This is a genomic window from Streptomyces sp. NPDC088387 (genome assembly GCF_044753385.1).
Taxonomy (GTDB): domain Bacteria; phylum Actinomycetota; class Actinomycetes; order Streptomycetales; family Streptomycetaceae; genus Streptomyces.
This window is the reverse complement of record NZ_JBIVNC010000001.1, coordinates 713791-731573: the sequence shown is the minus strand read 5'-3', so window position 1 is coordinate 731573 and position 17783 is coordinate 713791. Positions and strand designations below refer to the sequence as shown.

General features: G+C 69.2%; 14 protein-coding genes. 10 read left to right on the top strand and 4 right to left on the bottom strand.

Annotated elements, in window-relative coordinates:
- Window positions 1-86 precede the first annotated feature (86 nt).
- The gene (locus ACIQAC_RS03365; protein ID WP_402186486.1) at window positions 87-1706 is read left to right on the top strand and encodes an MFS transporter; all 1620 of its coding nucleotides are present in this window, start codon (window positions 87-89) and stop codon (window positions 1704-1706) included.
- 456 nt (window positions 1707-2162) lie between these two features.
- Here ACIQAC_RS03365 and ACIQAC_RS03360 read toward each other — a convergent pair whose 3' ends face one another.
- Both ACIQAC_RS03360 and aceE read right to left on the bottom strand, forming a co-directional pair.
- Window positions 2163-2939, bottom strand: a complete 777-nt coding sequence (locus ACIQAC_RS03360) for a potassium channel family protein (RefSeq protein ID WP_402186484.1) — start codon at window positions 2937-2939, stop codon at window positions 2163-2165.
- Window positions 2940-3010: 71 nt separating this feature from the next.
- A complete protein-coding gene (gene aceE / locus ACIQAC_RS03355) occupies window positions 3011-5743 on the bottom strand; it encodes a pyruvate dehydrogenase (acetyl-transferring), homodimeric type (protein WP_402186483.1) in 2733 nt (910 codons plus the stop codon).
- 380 nt (window positions 5744-6123) lie between these two features.
- Here aceE and ACIQAC_RS03350 point away from each other — a divergent pair, with 380 nt between their 5' ends.
- The 6 genes from ACIQAC_RS03350 to ACIQAC_RS03325 all read left to right on the top strand — a co-directional run bounded on the left by ACIQAC_RS03350 (window position 6124) and on the right by ACIQAC_RS03325 (window position 10801).
- Window positions 6124-6561, top strand: a complete 438-nt coding sequence (locus tag ACIQAC_RS03350; protein ID WP_402186481.1) for a DUF3052 domain-containing protein — start codon at window positions 6124-6126, stop codon at window positions 6559-6561.
- A 195-nt stretch (window positions 6562-6756) separates the two neighbouring features.
- The gene (locus ACIQAC_RS03345) at window positions 6757-7215 is read left to right on the top strand and encodes a peroxiredoxin (protein WP_402186479.1); all 459 of its coding nucleotides are present in this window, start codon (window positions 6757-6759) and stop codon (window positions 7213-7215) included.
- 269 nt (window positions 7216-7484) lie between these two features.
- The gene (locus ACIQAC_RS03340; RefSeq protein WP_402186478.1) at window positions 7485-8060 is read left to right on the top strand and encodes a calcium homeostasis/redox stress adaptation protein; all 576 of its coding nucleotides are present in this window, start codon (window positions 7485-7487) and stop codon (window positions 8058-8060) included.
- Between the two features lie 103 nt (window positions 8061-8163).
- Entirely contained in the window at window positions 8164-8739 is a 576-nt protein-coding gene (locus ACIQAC_RS03335) for a TerD family protein (protein ID WP_402186476.1), read from the top strand.
- Window positions 8740-8798: 59 nt separating this feature from the next.
- The gene (locus ACIQAC_RS03330) at window positions 8799-9938 is read left to right on the top strand and encodes a DUF475 domain-containing protein (RefSeq protein ID WP_402186475.1); all 1140 of its coding nucleotides are present in this window, start codon (window positions 8799-8801) and stop codon (window positions 9936-9938) included.
- A gap of 125 nt (window positions 9939-10063) precedes the next feature.
- Window positions 10064-10801 (top strand): Tellurium resistance, encoded by a 738-nt coding sequence (locus ACIQAC_RS03325; protein WP_402186473.1) that lies wholly within the window; start codon window positions 10064-10066, stop codon window positions 10799-10801.
- Between the two features lie 252 nt (window positions 10802-11053).
- On the opposite strand, the gene ACIQAC_RS03320 is transcribed toward ACIQAC_RS03325, so the two are convergent.
- The gene (locus ACIQAC_RS03320) at window positions 11054-12025 is read right to left on the bottom strand and encodes a TerD family protein (protein ID WP_402186472.1); all 972 of its coding nucleotides are present in this window, start codon (window positions 12023-12025) and stop codon (window positions 11054-11056) included.
- 198 nt (window positions 12026-12223) lie between these two features.
- On the opposite strand from ACIQAC_RS03320, the gene ACIQAC_RS03315 reads away from it, so the two are divergent.
- The 3 genes from ACIQAC_RS03315 to ACIQAC_RS03305 are packed head-to-tail and all read left to right on the top strand — an operon-like array spanning window position 12224 to window position 16856.
- The gene (locus ACIQAC_RS03315; RefSeq protein WP_402186470.1) at window positions 12224-13396 is read left to right on the top strand and encodes an HpcH/HpaI aldolase/citrate lyase family protein; all 1173 of its coding nucleotides are present in this window, start codon (window positions 12224-12226) and stop codon (window positions 13394-13396) included.
- A 26-nt stretch (window positions 13397-13422) separates the two neighbouring features.
- Window positions 13423-16044, top strand: coding sequence for a phosphoribosyltransferase (locus ACIQAC_RS03310; protein WP_402186469.1), 2622 nt, complete (start codon window positions 13423-13425; stop codon window positions 16042-16044).
- On the top strand, window positions 16044-16856 hold the full coding sequence (locus ACIQAC_RS03305) for an HAD family hydrolase (protein WP_402186467.1): 813 nt from the start codon (window positions 16044-16046) through the stop codon (window positions 16854-16856). The genes ACIQAC_RS03310 and ACIQAC_RS03305 overlap by 1 nt, the downstream gene beginning before the upstream one ends.
- A gap of 21 nt (window positions 16857-16877) precedes the next feature.
- Here the strand turns inward: ACIQAC_RS03305 and ACIQAC_RS03300 are convergent, their stop codons facing one another.
- A complete protein-coding gene (locus tag ACIQAC_RS03300) occupies window positions 16878-17654 on the bottom strand; it encodes a DedA family protein (protein ID WP_402186956.1) in 777 nt (258 codons plus the stop codon).
- Window positions 17655-17783: the final 129 nt, after the last annotated feature.

Genomic DNA, 17783 nt, shown 5'->3' with positions numbered 1-17783 from the left:
GTTCAGGCTATGTACGAGTGACGTGACAGTTACCGACTAGTGAATTGGTTTGTCAACTGTCAGCGGCTGTCATTAGCCTCGGACCCATGACTAGTCAGACCACCATCGACACGACGGGGCCGGGGGACAAGGCACCAACACCCCCGTCGTCCTCGGCGCCGGCCAAGGGGCTGCGCGGCCATCCCTGGTTCACCCTCATAACCGTCGCCGTCGGGGTCATGATGGTGGCCCTCGACGGCACCATCGTGGCCATCGCCAACCCGGCGATCGCCTCCGACCTCGGCGCCACGTTCGCCCAGGTCCAGTGGATCACCAACTCCTACTTCCTCGCGCTCGCCGTCGCCCTGATCACGGCCGGCAAGCTCGGTGACCGCTTCGGCCACCGCCAGACCTTCCTCATCGGCGTCGTCGGCTTCGCCGCCGCGTCCGGCGCCATCGGCCTGTCCAGCAGCATCGGCACGGTCATCGCCTTCCGTGTCCTCCAGGGCCTGTTCGGCGCGCTGCTCATGCCGGCCGCGCTGGGCCTGCTGCGGGCCACCTTCCCGGCCGAGAAGCTCAACATGGCGATCGGCATCTGGGGCATGGTCATCGGTGCCTCCACCGCCGGCGGCCCGATCCTCGGCGGTGTCCTCGTCGAGCACGTCAACTGGCAGTCGGTGTTCTTCATCAACGTGCCGGTCGGCATCATCGCCGCCGTCCTCGGCATCGTGATGCTGGTCGACCACCGTGCCGAGAACGCCCCGCGCTCCTTCGACCTGCTGGGCATCGGCCTGCTCTCCGGCGCGATGTTCTGTCTCGTCTGGGCGCTCATCAAGGCCCCCGAGTGGGGCTGGGGTTCGGGCCAGACCTGGCTGTTCATCGTCGTCTCGCTGGTGGGCTTCGGGCTGTTCGCGGTCTGGGAACAGCGGGTCAAGGAACCGCTGATCCCGCTGGCGCTGTTCCGCTCGGTCCCGCTCTCCGCCGGTGTGGTCCTGATGGTCCTCATGGCCATCGCGTTCCTGGGCGGCCTGTTCTTCGTGACGTTCTACCTCCAGAACGTGCACGGCATGAGCCCGATCGACGCCGGTCTGCACCTGCTCCCGCTCACCGGCATGATGATCGTCGGCTCCCCGCTCGCGGGCCTCGCCATCACCAAGGTCGGCCCGCGGCTCCCGCTGGCGGGCGGTATGGCCCTCACCGCCGTCGCCATGTTCGGAATGTCCACCCTGGAGACGGACACCGGCAGCGGCATCATGTCGGTCTGGTTCGCGCTGCTCGGCCTCGGCCTCGCGCCGGTCATGGTCGGCGCCACCGAGGTCATCGTCGGCAACGCGCCGATGGAGCTCTCCGGTGTCGCCGGCGGTCTCCAGCAGGCCGCGATGCAGATCGGCGGCAGCCTCGGTACGGCGGTGCTGGGCGCCGTCATGGCCTCCAAGGTCGACAGCGACCTCGCGGGCAACTGGGCGAGCGCGGGCCTTCCGCCGCTCTCGCCCGAGCAGCAGGCCCAGGCCTCCGAGGCGGTCCAGGTCGGTGTCGCGCCGGTCGCCGAGGGCACGCCGGCGGAGGTCGCCGCGAAGATCACGGACGTTGCCCACGACACCTTCATCTCCGGCATGAGCCTGGCGTCGCTGGTCGCGGCGGGGGTTGCCGCGGTCGCCATCGCGGTCGCCTTCCTCACCAAGCGCGGTGAGAACGCGGAGGCTGGTGCGGGAGTGGGGCACATCTAGGTGCCGGGTGCCGGGTGCCGGGTGCCCGGCGGCTGGCGCCGGTGGCGGGATACCCCGGGACTCACCCGTCCGGGTGATGCTCCCGGGATCCCGCCCACCCCTTGCGTGCCGCGCGCAACAGTGGGCCCAGGTCCGCGCCCGGCATGTTCCTCCGGCACGTGCGCCGCGCCGCCGGAGGGGGACGGCGCGCCGCCGCCCACCGGCCACCCGGGCGCGGACCCGCTCCCTTGCCGTAGCTGCGGGCAGCCGTGCCGCTCCTTTGCCGCAGCTGCGGGCCGTAGCTGCGGGCAGGCGTGCCGCAGGGCGGCACGGGTGGGCGCAGCGGCACCCCGCCCACGCCGGGTTGCGCAACGCCCCCCAGCCCAGCCCCGATCCACGGTTCGATTTCGGGCGCGGCCGAGTGGGGCCGGTCGCGCAGTTCCCCGCGCCCCCAAGGGCGCTTCAGCCGGCGCCCGCCTAATCGCGCAACGACCGCTCGGACAGCGAAGCAACCTCGGCACGCAGCGCCCGTACCTCCTCCGTGAGCGCCACGATCGCCTCCGTCTGCCGCCGCTCCACCACATCGTCCCGCTCGAACCGGGCAATGAACCACGCCGCGATGTTCGCCGTCACCACACCCAGCAACGCGATCCCGGACAGCATCAACCCCACCGCCAGCAACCGCCCCACCCCGGTGGTAGGCGCATGATCCCCGTACCCCACGGTCGTCATCGTCGTGAACGACCACCACACCGCGTCCCCCAGCGTGCGGATGTTCCCGTCCGGCGACTCCCGCTCCACGGACAGCACCGCCAGCGACCCGAACATCAGCAACCCCACCACCGCACCCACCACATACGTGGTCAGCCGTATCTGCGAGGCCATCCGCGCCCGCCGCCCCACCAGCAGCAGCGTCGACACGACCCGCAGCAACCGCAACGGCTGGATCAGCGGCAGCAGCACCGCACACAGGTCGAGCCAGTGCTGCCGTACGAACGTCTTGCGGTCGTCGGTGAGGAACAGCCGCACCACGTAGTCCGCGGCGAACGCCGCCCACACCGCCCACTCGGTCACCGCGCACGCGAAGGTCACGGTCCGGCCGGCGGACTCGTTGACTATCGGCACCGCGTAGGCGACCGCGAAGACCACCGCCAGCGCGAGCAGCGGCCGTTGGCTGCGCTCCTCCCAGCGCGCCTGCGCCGACCGCCGCCCAACGGCGAGCCCGCCGTCCCGTATGCCGTCCATCCCGTCCATGCCCGGCATCGTAAGGAACGTGTGAAGGGCGGTGGGAACGAGTCCCACCGCCCTTCACCGGTTGGTCCGGTCTACGCGTCGCCGCCCGCCGTACCCGGATCGGCCGCCGACACGTCCAGCAGCTGATACCGGTCGACGGCCTGCTTCAGCGCGGACCGGTCCACCTTCCCCTCGCGGGCCAGTTCCGTCAGTACGCCCAGGACGATCGACTGCGCGTCGATGTGGAAGAAGCGGCGGGCAGCGCCCCGGGTGTCGGCGAAGCCGAACCCGTCCGCGCCGAGCGACTGGTACGTCCCCGGCACCCACCGCGCGATCTGGTCCGGCACCGACCGCATCCAGTCGGACACCGCCACGAACGGCCCCTCGGCGCCGCTCAGTTTGCGCGTCACCCACGGCACGCGCTGCTCCTCCTCGGGGTGCAGCAGATTGTGCCGCTCGCAGTCCACCGCCTCGCGCCGCAGCTCGTTCCAGGAGGTCGCCGACCAGACGTCCGCCCTGACGTTCCACTCCTCGGCGAGGATCCGCTGTGCCTCCACGGCCCACGGCACGGCGACACCGGACGCCAGGATCTGCGCCGGGATCGTGCCCGAGGTGCCGGCCGCGATGCGGTGCACACCCCTGACGATGCCCTCGACGTCCACGTCGTCCGGCTCGGCCGGGTGCTGGATCGGCTCGTTGTAGACGGTGAGGTAGTAGAAGACGTCCTCACTGTCCGGGCCGTACATCCGCCGCAGCCCGTCCTGCACGATGTGCGCGATCTCGTACGAGTACGCCGGGTCGTACGCCACACAGCCCGGGTTGGTCGACGCGAGCAGCTGTGAGTGGCCGTCTGCGTGCTGCAACCCCTCACCGGTCAGAGTCGTACGTCCAGCGGTCGCGCCCAGTACAAATCCACGTGCCAACTGGTCGGACATCTGCCAGAACTGGTCGCCGGTGCGCTGGAATCCGAACATCGAGTAGAAGACGTAGACCGGGATCAGCGGTTCGCCGTGGGTGGCGTACGCCGAACCCGCCGCGATCAGCGACGCCGTACAGCCGGCCTCCGAGATGCCGTCGTGCAGCATCTGCCCGGTCGGCGACTCCTTGTACGCGAGCAGCAGATCGCGGTCCACGGACTCGTACTGCTGGCCAAGCGGGTTGTAGATCTTCGCACTCGGGAAGAACGAGTCCATGCCGAACGTGCGGTACTCGTCCGGCGCGATCAGCACAAAACGCTTGCCGATCTCCTTGTCCCGCATGAGGTCCTTCAGTAGCCGTACAAACGCCATGGTCGTGGCGATCTGCTGATGACCCGAGCCCTTCTTCACAGTCGCGTATGTCTTGTCGCCCGGCAGCTCCAGCGGCTTCGACCGTACGACACGCGTCGGGACGTAACCGCCGAGCCCCTTGCGGCGGTCGTGCATGTACTGGATCTCCTCCGAGTCCCGCCCCGGGTGGTAGTACGGCGGAGCGCCGCCCTCCAACTCCTGGTCGGAAATGGGCAGATGCAGTCGGTCCCGGAAGCCCTTGAGGTCGTCGACCGTCAGCTTCTTCATCTGGTGCGTGGCGTTGCGGCCCTCGAAGTTGGGACCGAGCGTCCAGCCCTTGATGGTCTTCGCCAGGATCACCGTCGGCTGGCCGGTGTGCTCCTTGGCCGCCGAGAACGCCGCGAAGATCTTCTTGTGGTCGTGACCACCACGCCCCAGATGCAGGATCTGGTCGTCGCTCATGCCCTCGACCATCGCCCGCAGCCGCTGGTCGTCACCGAAGAAGTGGTCACGGATGTACGCGCCGGACTCGGTGGCGTACGTCTGGTACTGGCCGTCCGGCGTGGTGTTCATCCGGTTGACCAGCAGACCGTCCCGGTCCTGCGCGAGCAGCGGGTCCCAGGAGCGGTCCCAGACCAGCTTGATCACGTTCCAGCCGGCGCCGCGGAAGACCGACTCCAGCTCCTGGATCACCTTGCCGTTGCCGCGTACCGGACCGTCCAGCCGCTGGAGGTTGCAGTTGACCACGAAGGTGAGGTTGTCGAGGTTCTCGCGCGCGGCGATGGTCAGCTGGCCCAGCGACTCCGGCTCGTCCATCTCGCCGTCGCCGAGGAACGCCCACACATGCGACTTCGAGGTGTCCGCGATCCCGCGCGCGTGCATGTAGCGGTTCATCCGCGCCTGGTAGATCGCGCCGATCGGGCCGAGCCCCATCGACACCGTCGGGAACTCCCAGAAGTCCGGCATCAGCCGCGGATGCGGATACGACGACAGTCCGTGGGGCGCCTTCGACTTCTCCTGGCGGAAGCCGTCCAGGTGCTGCTCGCTGAGCCGGTCGAGCAGGAACGCGCGCGCGTAGATGCCGGGTGAGGCGTGGCCCTGGAAGAAGACCTGGTCGCCGCCGTCCCCCTCGTCCTTGCCGCGGAAGAAGTGGTTGAAGCCGACGTCGTAGAGAGAGGCCGAGGACGCGAACGTGGCGATGTGACCGCCGACGCCGATGCCGGGCCGCTGCGCGCGCGACACCATCACCGCCGCGTTCCACCGCGTCGCGTTGAGGATCTTCCGCTCGATCTCCTCGTTGCCGGGGAAGAACGGCTCGTCCCTGGTCGCGATCGTGTTGACGTAGTCCGTGCTGCGCATCTCCGGCACGGCCACACGCTTCTCGCGTGCCCGCTCGATCAGCCGGAGCATGAGGTAACGGGCGCGCTCACGGCCGCGCTCGTCGATGGCGGCGTCCAGGGAGTCGAGCCACTCCTTGGTTTCCTCGGGATCGAAGTCAGGAACCTGACTCGGAAGGCCGCCAATGATGATCGGGTTGCGATCGGATCCGGAAGCCACGCTGTTCCTTACCTGTCAGAGGGCCGTTTTGCCTAGGGTCTGCACCGCTCCCCATCGTGTACCTCGGGCGCCCGTACGTCACCTCTACCGATAGGTAACCGGCACACTCGGTCCACTCGATCAGTATGGAAAACTCATTCGAGTCTCGTATCCGAAGAGGGTTCCCAAACGCCCATACCGGGCAGAAGGGTGTGGTGTGCGTCACGTTCGTTCAGGAGGTAGTGCCAGGAGTTGCGGCGACACGGCCGGGATCGTCACCGTTTCGGCGGTCTGAAACGCCGGGTACTTGCGCGATCCGTCCCGCCCGTGTGGACTACGGCCAACGCCTCGCGCACGCGCGTGGCTGAGACATACCCAAAGACATGATCAGGAGGCAACCCGTGAGCGCGACCGCGGACCACGCGGAGGAGCGGACGAACCCTGCCGTCAGGCTGGGGTTCCAGCCCGAGCAGGTGGTCCAGGAGATCGGCTTCGACGACGACGTCGACCAGGAGCTCCGCGAGGCCATTGAATCCGTCATCGGCAGTGACCTGATGGACGAGGACTACGACGACGTTGCCGATGCCGTGGTGCTCTGGTTCCGTGACGAGGACGGCGACCTGACCGATGCGCTGGTGGACGCCACCACGTACATCGAGGAGGGTGGCGCGATCCTGCTGCTGACGCCGAAGACCGGCCGTACCGGGTACGTGGAGCCGAGCGACATCTCGGAAGCCGCGACGACGGCAGGGCTGACCGCCGCCAAGAGCGTCAGCGTGGGCAAGGACTGGAGTGGGTCGCGGCTGGCGACGCCCAAGGGGGCGAAGTCCAAGCGATGACCCGCCGTCGGCCACGGTGGACCAACTGGAGGCGCTGCCCCTGGCTCCCCGTTCCGGCCTGAACGGCCTTCGTCGTCGCACACCGGACGGGCCGAGATGCGCTCGGCCCGTCCGCCGGTTCCCTGCGATCGCTCCGGCGGCCGGCCGCCTCGTAGGGTGGTCGTCATCCGAACAGCCCCTCGAAGGGACGGACGTATGGCGATCCAGGCCGGCGACAAGGCCCCCGACTTCGAGCTCAGGGACAACCACGGCGCGACCGTGCGTCTGTCCGACTTCCGCGGCGAGAAGAACGTCGTCCTGATCTTCTATCCGTTCGCCTTCACCGGCGTCTGCACCGGTGAGCTGCGCGAGGTCCGCGACAACCTCCCCAGGTTCGTCGGCCGCGACACCCAGGTACTCGCCGTCTCCAACGACTCCATCCACACCCTGCGCGTCTTCGCCGAGCAGGAGGGCCTGGAGTTCCCGCTGCTCAGTGACTTCTGGCCGCACGGCGAGGCCTCGCGCGCGTACGGCGTGTTCGACGAGCGCAAGGGCTGCGCGGTGCGCGGCACCTTCGTCGTCGACCAGGAGGGCCTGGTGCGCCGCACGATCGTCAACGGCCTCCCGGACGCCCGGGACCTCGACGAGTACGTCAGGGCGCTCGACGCGCTCTAGGCAGCCGTGCCCGGCGTCGCGGGGCGGGCGGGGCGTCGCGGGGTGGGCAGGACTTCGCCGGCCGTGCCCGGCGTCGTGGGGTGGGCAGGACTTCGCGGGGCCGGCAGGGCCTTGCGGGGGCGGCCCGGGCCCGCCCGATTGCCACACAACCTGCGATTCTTCGGACCGGGGACCTGCGGTCCACGGGAACCCGTCACTAGGATCGACTCGTTTGATCCGATACCAACGCACCACGGGGCTTCCCGCCCCCGGACACAATGGAGGGACTCGTGGGAGTCAGCCTCAGCAAGGGCGGCAACGTATCGCTGACCAAGGAGGCCCCTGGCCTGACCGCGGTCATCGTCGGTCTGGGGTGGGACATCCGCACCACGACCGGCACCGACTTCGACCTGGACGCGAGTGCGCTGCTGCTGAACAACACCGGCAAGGTCGCCAACGACCAGCACTTCATCTTCTTCAACAACCTGAAGAGCCCCGACGGCTCGGTCGAGCACACCGGCGACAACACCACCGGTGAGGGCGAGGGCGACGACGAGCAGATCAAGATCAACCTCGCCACCGTCCCGGCCGAGATCGAGAAGATCACCTTCCCGGTCTCGATCTACGACGCGGAGAACCGCCAGCAGTCCTTCGGCCAGGTGCGCAACGCCTTCATCCGCGTGGTGAACCAGGCCGGCGGCGCCGAGATCGCGCGCTACGACCTCAGCGAGGACGCCTCGACCGAGACCGCCATGGTCTTCGGCGAGCTGTACCGGCACGGTGCGGAGTGGAAGTTCCGCGCCATCGGCCAGGGTTACGCCTCCGGCCTGCGCGGCATCGCGCAGGACTTCGGCGTCAACGTCTGAGTCGGCCCGTCCGACCGCTGCCCCGTCCGGCGCCGCACGGTTTGCGTGCGGCGCCGGACGCGCAGGACAACAAAAAAGGCACCACCAGGGGAGGACCAGCATCATGGGCGTCACGCTCGCCAAGGGAGGAAATGTCTCCCTGTCCAAGGCCGCGCCGAACCTCACTCAGGTGATGGTCGGACTCGGCTGGGACGCGCGTTCCACCACCGGAGCCCCCTTCGACCTCGACGCCAGCGCGCTGGTGTGCAGCAACGGACGAGTGCTCTCGGACGAATGGTTCATTTTCTACAACCAGCTCAAGAGCCCGGACGGCTCCGTCGAGCACACCGGCGACAACCTCACCGGTGAGGGTGACGGCGACGACGAGTCCCTACTGATCGACCTGTCCAAAGTCCCGGCGAACTGCGACAAGATTGTCTTCCCGGTCTCGATCCACGCGGCCGACGACCGCGGCCAGACCTTCGGCCAGGTCAGCAACGCCTTCATCAGGGTTGTCAACCAGGCGGACGGTCAAGAACTCGCCCGGTACGACCTGAGCGAGGACGCCTCCACCGAAACCGCCATGATCTTCGGCGAGGTATACCGCTACCAGCAAGAATGGAAGTTCCGTGCCGTAGGACAGGGGTACGCGTCGGGACTGCGGGGCATCGCTCTAGACTTCGGGGTCAACGTTTCGTAAAGCCGGGTACGGCGAGGGGGAGACCCGCTTCAGCCCGTACACAAGGGATTGGGTAGCCAGTGGTTCTGAAAACCTTCGGCTGGTCGTTCGCGGTCACCGCGCTCGGCCTCGTCGCGGCGGTCTTGTACGGGGGGTGGACCGCGCTCGGCATCGTGGCGATCCTTTCCGTCCTCGAGATCTCGCTGTCCTTCGACAACGCAGTGGTCAACGCCGGAATCCTGAAGAAGATGAACGCCTTCTGGCAGCGCATCTTCCTGACCATCGGCATCCTCATCGCCGTCTTCGGTATGCGGCTGGTGTTCCCCGTCGTCATCGTCGCCGTCAGCGCCCAGATGGGCCCGATCGAGGCCGTCGACCTCGCTCTCACCGACAAGGACCGCTACCAGGAGCTCGTCACCGACGCGCACCCGGCGATCGCCGCGTTCGGTGGCATGTTCCTGCTGATGATCTTCCTGGACTTCATCTTCGAGGACCGGGACATCAAGTGGCTGACCTGGCTGGAGCGGCCGCTGGCCAAGCTCGGCAAGGTCGACATGCTGTCCGTCTGCATCGCCCTGATCATCCTGCTGATCACGTCGATGACCTTCGCGACCCATGCGCATCTGCACGCGGGCCCGGCCGACAAGGCGGAGACCGTACTGCTCTCCGGCGTCGGAGGCCTGATCACGTACATGATCGTCGGTGGTCTCTCCAGCTACTTCGAGAACAAGCTCGAAGAGGAGGAGGAACGCGAACACGAGGAGGAGGAGAAGGCCAAACGGGAGGGCAAGCCGGTCATCCTGCTGGCCGGCCAGGCGGCGTTCTTCATGTTCCTCTACCTGGAGGTCCTGGACGCGTCGTTCTCCTTCGACGGTGTGATCGGCGCCTTCGCCATCACCAACGACATCGTCCTGATGGCGCTCGGTCTCGGCGTCGGCGCGATGTACGTCCGGTCGCTGACCGTGTACCTGGTCCGCCAGGGCACCCTCGACGACTACGTCTACCTGGAGCACGGCGCCCACTACGCGATCGGCGCGCTCGCCGTCATCCTGCTGGTCACCATCCAGTACGAGATCAGTGAGTTCATCACCGGAAGTGTCGGTGTGCTCCTGATCGCCTGGTCCTTCTGGTCCTCGGTCCGGCGCAACCGCGCGATCGCGGCGGCCGAGGGAAAAGCCTCGGGGTCGGACGACAAGACTGAGGTCTCGTCCGGCGTGTGACACTCCCGTGGGTGAGGAACGCTCTGTGCGGGGCGGTACCGAGGAATCAGTCCTCGCTGTGCCGCCCCGCACGGCTGTCGAGAGTATGCCGCGAGTGTTGTGAGTGGTGTGAAGTGGGGGCGGGAATGGGGTTGTTCGACGCTTTCTGGCGCGGACGCGAGGCCGAGTTCGACTCGGGCAGCGCGGCGACCAACTCGATCGAGCTGACCAAACGGCACAGTCAGGTGTCACTGACCAAACAGGGCGCCGCGACCGGCAACCTGCGTATCAACCTGACCTGGCGGATGCGGAGTTCCGACATAGGCGGGCTACAGCGGGAGAGTCTGCTGCGGCACCCCTTCAAGGCGCTCAAGCCGCCCGAGGTGATGGGCCACAGCCAGAGCATGGTCAACGTCGACCTCGACCTCGGCTGTCTCTACGAACTCCAGGACGGCACCAAGGGCGTCGTCCAGCCGCTCGGCGGCTTCCTCGGCGACATCAACTCGCCGCCGTACGTGAAGCTCAGCGGCGACGACCGGTTCGGCTCGGCGTCCGGCGAGACGATCTACGTCAATCTCGACCACCGCGAGGCCATCAAACGCATCCTGGTCTTCGTCTACATCTACGACCAGACCCCGGCGTTCGACCGCACCCACGCCATCGTGACGCTCTACCCGAGCAACGGGCCCCGTATCGAGATCGGCCTCGACGAACGCCATCCGCAGGCCCGCTCGTGCGCGGTCGTCATGATCGAGAACGTCAAGGACGAACTGATGGTCCGCCGGGAGGTCAAGTTCGTCTACGGCTTCCAGGGTGAACTGGACCGCCTGTACGGGTGGGGCCTCCAGTGGGGCCGGGGGCACAAGTCGAAGGCGGAGAAGTAGGGGGGCGGGGGGTTGGGGGTTGGGGGGCCGTGGTCGGGCGCGGGCCCGGTGGGGGCTGATCGCGCAGTTCCCCGCGCCCCCAAAAGCAAAAGCCCTCCCCGCGTAGCCGCGGGCATGCGTGCCGCCTGGGGCGATGGGGGAGGGTGGGCGCGGCGGGGCCCCCGTCGCGCCGGGCTGCGCGAGGCGCCTGTACGGCAACCCCGGGGGCGTCGCAGCGCCGGTACCGCGCCTGGGGGCGGCCCGCTCCAACGGCTACCGCCCGATGAACTGCGGCCCCTGCGGCGGCAGCCGGAAGTCGGGATCGGGCACCACCGCCCCCACCGGCTGCGGATACCCGTACGCGGGCTGACTCCCCGCCTGCGGATACCCGTACGCGGACTGGCTCCCCGCCTGGGGATACCCATACGACGGCACAGGCGCCGTACCGGCAGAGGCGGCAGCCGGCTGCGGATACCCGTACCCCGACCCCCCACCCTGCCCCGGCACCCCGGGAGGCTGCTCGGGCGGCAACGGCCGCGACGCGTCCGCCCCCGCCCCGACCCCCACGGAGGACCCCTGCACCACCGTCGCCTGTCCGGAGGACGCCTGCTGCATCGCCCCCGACTGCAACGCGGCCTCCTGCCGCGCAGCCTCCTGCTGCGAGGCGGCCAGCCGCGCGGCCTCCGCCTCCTCCACGACCTCCGCCTCGTCCACGGAGATACCGAAGTCGGTCGCGAGCCCCCGCAGCCCGTTCGAATACCCCTCGCCGAGCGCCCGGAACTTCCACCCGTCACCCCGCCGGTACAGCTCACCGCAGATCAGCGCGGTCTCCTCGCCGGTCGCGGGCTTCACGTCGAAGTACGTCAGCGGTTCCCCGTCCGGCGCCGCCGCGTCGTACAGCAGGATGCGCAGTGCCCGTACGCGGTCGAACGTCACCCCGTCCGCCGACGCGACCAGCAGAATCCGGCCGACACTGGGCTCGACAGCGGAGAGATCTGTCTGGATCGTGTCGGTGAGGCCCTCGGCGACCCGCTTCTTGCCGAGCCGCCAGACCTGTCCGGAGGGGTGCCGGGGCTGGTTGTAGAAGACGAAGTCCTCGTCGGAACGCACGCGCCCGTCGGGGCCGAGGAGCAGCGCCGAGGCATCTACGTCCGGGACCCCCTGCCCAGGCGTCCAGCGCAGCACGGCGTGCACCGTCGTCGCTTCCAGCGGGACGTTCGACCCTTTCAGCATCGCGTGCGTCATGCGGTCATCCTGCCCTCTCGGTCCTGCTCACGACAATGTGGGTCCTGCCCGGTGATGGGTGCACCATGGAAGGGGTTGTGCTTGCCTGCGTTACCTGAAATTCACGCCCTCCGGGAACCCCTGACATGGACTCTTACGTACTATTACCGGCCACCTGTCGCGATCTACCTGGCCTTTCCGACATTACGGGGGAGATTTATGCGTCATTTCGGGCACATCGCCCCTGAGGTGCGGCGACGCCTCTTTCATCAGGAGCCGTGCGAGTTCACCGCCGACTCCTCCGCTCGGCTGCTCGCCGTGGCCCTCGGGGCCACCCTCTACAGCCCTGCGACCAGGCCGAAGCTCGCCGACGACATCGTCAAGCAGTCAGGCCGCGGCGTGGTGTCGATGGTGCTCTGCCTGGAGGACTCGATCGACGACGCGGAAGTCGTGGACGCCGAGGAGAACCTCGTACGCCAGATCAGGGCCCTCGCCGAGCGCGCCCCCTACGCCGCCGACCCGCCACTGCTCTTCATCCGCGTCCGCGCCCCCGGTCAGATCCCCGACCTCGTCCGCCGGCTCGGCCCCGCGTCCGCGCTGCTGTCCGGATTCGTGCTCCCCAAGTTCACCGAGGAGCGCGGCATCCCCTTCCTGGAGGCCCTCGCCACCGCCGAGGCGGCCAGCGGCAGCCGGCTCTTCGCGATGCCCGTCCTGGAGTCCCCCGAGCTGCTCTACCGCGAAACCCGCGTGGAGACCCTGGAGGGCATCTTCCGCGCGGTCGACAAGTTCCGCGACCGCGTCCTCGCCCTGCGCCTCGGAGTCACCGACTTCTGCTCCTCCTACGGCCTGCGCCGAGGCCCCGACATGACCGCCTACGACGTCCAGGTCGTCGCCTCCGTGATCGCCGACGTGGTCAACATGCTGGGCCGCGCCGACGGCACCGGGTTCACCGTGACCGGGCCCGTGTGGGAGTACTTCCGCGTGCAGGAACGTATGTTCAAGCCCCAGCTGCGCCGCAGCCCCTTCCTCGAAGGCCAGGCCGACGAACTGCGCGAGGCCCTCATCGAGCACGCCATGGACGGACTGCTCCGCGAGATCGCCCTGGACCAGGCCAACGGCCTCCTCGGCAAAACCTGCATCCACCCCTCCCACGTCCTTCCCGTGCACGCCCTGTCGGTGGTCAGCCACGAGGAGTTCTCCGACGCCCAGGACATCCTGCGCCCGGACCGCAACGGCGGGGGTGTCCTGCGCTCCGCCTACACCAACAAAATGAACGAGGTGAAGCCGCACCGCGCCTGGGCCGAACGCACCGTCCTGCGCGCCGAAGCCTTCGGCGTGGCCAACGAGGACATCGGCTTCGTGGAGCTGCTCGCCGCCGGAATACCGACCTGAACCGGCACCTACCCACCAAGGGACGCATGAACAAGGCAGTGCACAACGGGGACGACGCCACGGGCTCCGACACCCCGCCCGACCCGGCCACCGGGTCCCGCGAGACCACCCCGGCTCCCGGCGACGACGACGTCTGGTCCGGGACCTGGGTCGCCCAACGCCTCGGCGTCGAACTCACCGGCGACGACGGACTGCCCCAACTCCTCGGCCTCGCCCTGCGCCGCAACCCCAAACGGGCCCACCTCCTCGTCTCCCACGTGCTCGGCAAGCACGTACCGCAGACACCGTCCGTCGTCCACGGCTACGGCCACACCCTCGGCCGCCGCGTCCGCGAACTGCTCGGCGACGAACTCACCCGCACCGCCGTCGTCCTCGGCTACGCCGAGACCGCCACCGCCCTCGGCCACTCCGTCGCCGACGGCATCGACGCCGCCCCCTATCTGCACTCCACCCGTCGCCCCGTACCCGGCGTAGCCCCCGCCGGCGGGTTCGAGGAGTCCCACTCCCACGCCACCGCCCATCTGCTCCTCCCCGAGGACCCCGCCCTGCTGGCCGGCGACGGCCCGCTGATCCTCGTCGACGACGAGTTCTCCACCGGCAACACCGTCCTCAACACCATCCGCGCCCTCCACGAGCGCTACCCCCGCGACCGGTATGTCGTCGTCGCCCTCGTCGACATGCGCTCCGCCGCCGACCAGGGCCGCCTGACCGAGTTCGCCCACGAGATCGGCGCCCGCGTCGACCTCGTCACCGCGGCCCGCGGCACCGTCCACCTCCCCGAGGGCGTCCTGGAAAAGGGCCAGGCCCTCGTCGCCGAACACGAACACCGCGCCAACACCGCCGCCGAAGCCGCACACCAGCCGCCCGCCGAGACCGCCCAAACGGCCCAGGACGCCCTCATACCCGACGGCACCCTCCCGGACACCGCGCCCGGAACCGTCACCCGCGTCCCCCTGCACTGGCCCGCCGGCCTCCCCGACGGCGGCCGTCACGGTTTCACCCCCGCCCACCGCGAACGTCTGGAAGCCGCGACACCCGCCATGGGCGCCCGCCTCGCCGAGGCACTCCCGAGCGGCGCCCGCCGCGTCCTCGTCCTCGGCTTCGAGGAACTGATGTACGCCCCGCTCCGCCTCGCCCGCGAGCTCGAAACAACCCTCGACGGCGTCGACGTACGCTTCTCCACCACCACCCGCTCTCCCGTCCTCGCCGTCGACGACCCCGGCTACGCCATCCGCAGCCGCCTCGTCTTCCCGGCCCACGACAACCCGGCCGACGGCCCCGGCGAGCGCTACGCCTACAACGTCGCCGGCGCCCACTTCGACGCCGTCGTCGCCGTGGTCGACTCGACCGCCGACACCCCGGCCCTGCACGCCCCCGACGGCCTCCTCGCCCGGCTCGCCGACCACACCCCGCACGTCCTGCTCGCGGTCGTCCCCAGTCATGTCCCCGAGCCCCCGCACACCCCCGCCACCCCCGGAGCCAGAACCGCCATGCTGCCCGAGCCCCTCCGCGGCCCCGCCTTCTCCTCCTACGCCCCGGAAGACGTGGGGTGGCTCCTCCAGGACCTCTCGGACGTCACCCTGGAGGCACCGACCGAGGAACGCGAAGAGGCGATCCAGAGCGGCGGCGCCCACTACGCCGAGTCGCTGCCCGTGGAATACCAGCCCAGCGACCAGTACCAACACCTTTTCCATGCCGCCCTCGCCACCTCCGCCACCCGTATCGCCCAGGCCGTCGGCGTCGTCACCGAGACCGTCCTCACCGAACGCTCACCCCGCCCCGTCCTCGTCTCCCTCGCCCGCGCCGGCACCCCGGTCGGCGTCCTCATGCGCCGCTGGGCCCAGCACCGCCACGGCCTCGACCTGCCGCACTACGCCGTCTCCATCGTCCGAGGCCGCGGAATCGACGCCAACGCCCTGCGCTGGCTGGCCGACCACCACGACCCCTCCGACGTCGTCTTCGTCGACGGCTGGACCGGCAAGGGCGCCATCACCCGCGAACTCGCCGACGCCATCCGCCAGTTCGAGCACGACCACCAGGTCAGTGGATTCGACCCGGAGATCGCCGTCCTGGCCGACCCCGGCTCCTGCGTGCGCACCTACGGCACCCGCGAGGACTTCCTCATCCCCTCCGCCTGCCTCAACTCCACGGTCTCCGGCCTGATATCCCGCACCGTCCTGCGCGCCGACCTCGTCGGCCCGGACGACTTCCACGGCGCGAAGTTCTACCGCGAACTCGCCGGCGCCGACGTCTCCACCGCCTTCCTCGACGCCATCTCCGCCCGCTTCCCCGAGGTTGCCGACACCGTCACCGCCGCCGTCAAGGAACTCCTGGCCGGTGACCGCAGCCCCACCTGGGCCGGCTGGGCCGCCGTCGAACGCATCAGCGAGGAGTACGGCATCCACGACGTCAACCTCGTCAAGCCCGGCGTCGGCGAGACCACCCGCGTCCTGTTGCGCCGTGTGCCGTGGAAGATCCTCGCCAGGGCCGGCGCCGCCGCCGACCTCGACCATGTCCGCCTCCTCGCCGAGCAGCGCGGCGTCCCGGTCGAAGAGGTCCCCGAACTTCCCTACACCTGCGTCGGGTTGATCCATCCCAAGTACACACGCGGCGCGACCGGCGCCGACGGAAAGGCGGTGGCACTCTGATGCCGGTCCTGGTGGCGAGCGATCTCGACCGAACGCTCATCTACTCCTCCGCCGCTCTCGCGCTGACCATGCCCGACGCGCGCGCCCCCCGACTGCTCTGCGTCGAGGTGCACGAGAGCAAGCCGCTGTCCTACATGACCGAGACCTCGGCCCAACTCCTCACCGACCTCGGCGACATCGCCTTCTTCGTACCGACCACCACCCGCACCCGCAGACAGTACGAGCGGATCAACCTCCCCGGCCCGGCACCCCGGTTCGCGATCTGCGCCAACGGCGGCCACCTCCTCGTCGACGGAGTCGCCGACCCCGACTGGCACACCCGGGTCACCAACCGCCTCGCCGACGAGTGCGCCCCACTCGCCGAGATCCGCGCCCACCTGGAGAGCTCCGCCGACCCGGAGTGGGTCCGCAAGCACCGGGTCGCCGACGACCTCTTCGCCTACCTCGTCGTCGAGCGGGAGCTCCTGCCCGAGGACTGGGTGAAGGAACTCGCGGTCTGGGCGGAGAACCGCGGCTGGACGGTCTCCCTCCAGGGCCGCAAGATCTACGCCGTACCCAAGCCCCTGACCAAGAGCGCCGCCATGCGCGAGATCGCCCGGCGCACCGGAGCCGACCTCACCCTCGCGGCCGGCGACTCCCTGCTCGACGCCGACCTGCTCCTCGCGGCGGACCGGGGCTGGCGTCCCGGCCACGGCGAGCTGGCCGACAGCGGCTGGAGCGCCCCCACGGTCAGCATCCTTCCCGAGCGAGGGGTGCTGGCGGGCGAGCGCATCCTCCGCGAGTTCCTGCGGGTGTGCCGAGAGCCGCAGTAGGGACGCGCGTTCGCTCACGCTCTAACGGGTCCTGGACCGGGATCCGTTGGAGTGGGATGACCGCCCGGCGGATATGCCCTCGTCTCCATCCTCACCCCCGTCCCCATCCGCGCCGTCAGTCTTGTCGGAGCCCCCGCGGCCCTGCGCCCCGCCGCGCCCGCGCCTCCGTATCCCGCGCCCCGGGCGCAGCACGCGCAGGACGACGAAGACCAGGACCGCGAGGGCGGCGACGGCGAGAACCACCTTCGAGTAGGTGGACACCACCGCCGTGACCTCGGTCCAGTTCTCCCCGAGGAAATAGCCGGCGAGCACAAAGACCGTGTTCCAGATCGCGCTGCCCAGTGCCGTCAGGCCGAGGAAGACCGGCAGCGGCATACGCTCGACGCCCGCCGGCACGGAGATCAGACTGCGGAAGATGGGGATCATCCGCCCGAAGAACACGGCCTTTGTGCCGTGCCGGAGGAACCACGCCTCCGTTCTCTCTATGTCCGCGACCTTCACCAGCGGCAACCGGCCGGCCAGGGCGACCGTGCGGTCCCGGCCGAGCAGTGCGCCGATCCCGTACAGGGCGAACGCGCCGATCACCGAACCCGCAGTCGTCCACAGCAGGGCCGCGTACAGGTTCATCTGTCCCGTGCTCGAAGCGAATCCGGCCAGGGGCAGGATCACCTCGCTCGGCAGGGGAGGAAACAGGTTCTCCAGGGCCACGGCGAGGCCGGCTCCGGGAGCGCCCATGGTGTCCATGAGGTCGTTGATCCACTGTGGCGCGGCAGCGCCGTCCGCGGCCATGGCCGGCATCGGAGCCGACGTGGCCGTCGTCTGCGCCGCCGTGAGCGCTGCGATGGCTGTCATGCCAATCACAGTAGAAATCCGAAGCTGAAGGGACCCTGAGGAAGACCGCATGATCGACTGCGGTCGACCGCAGTA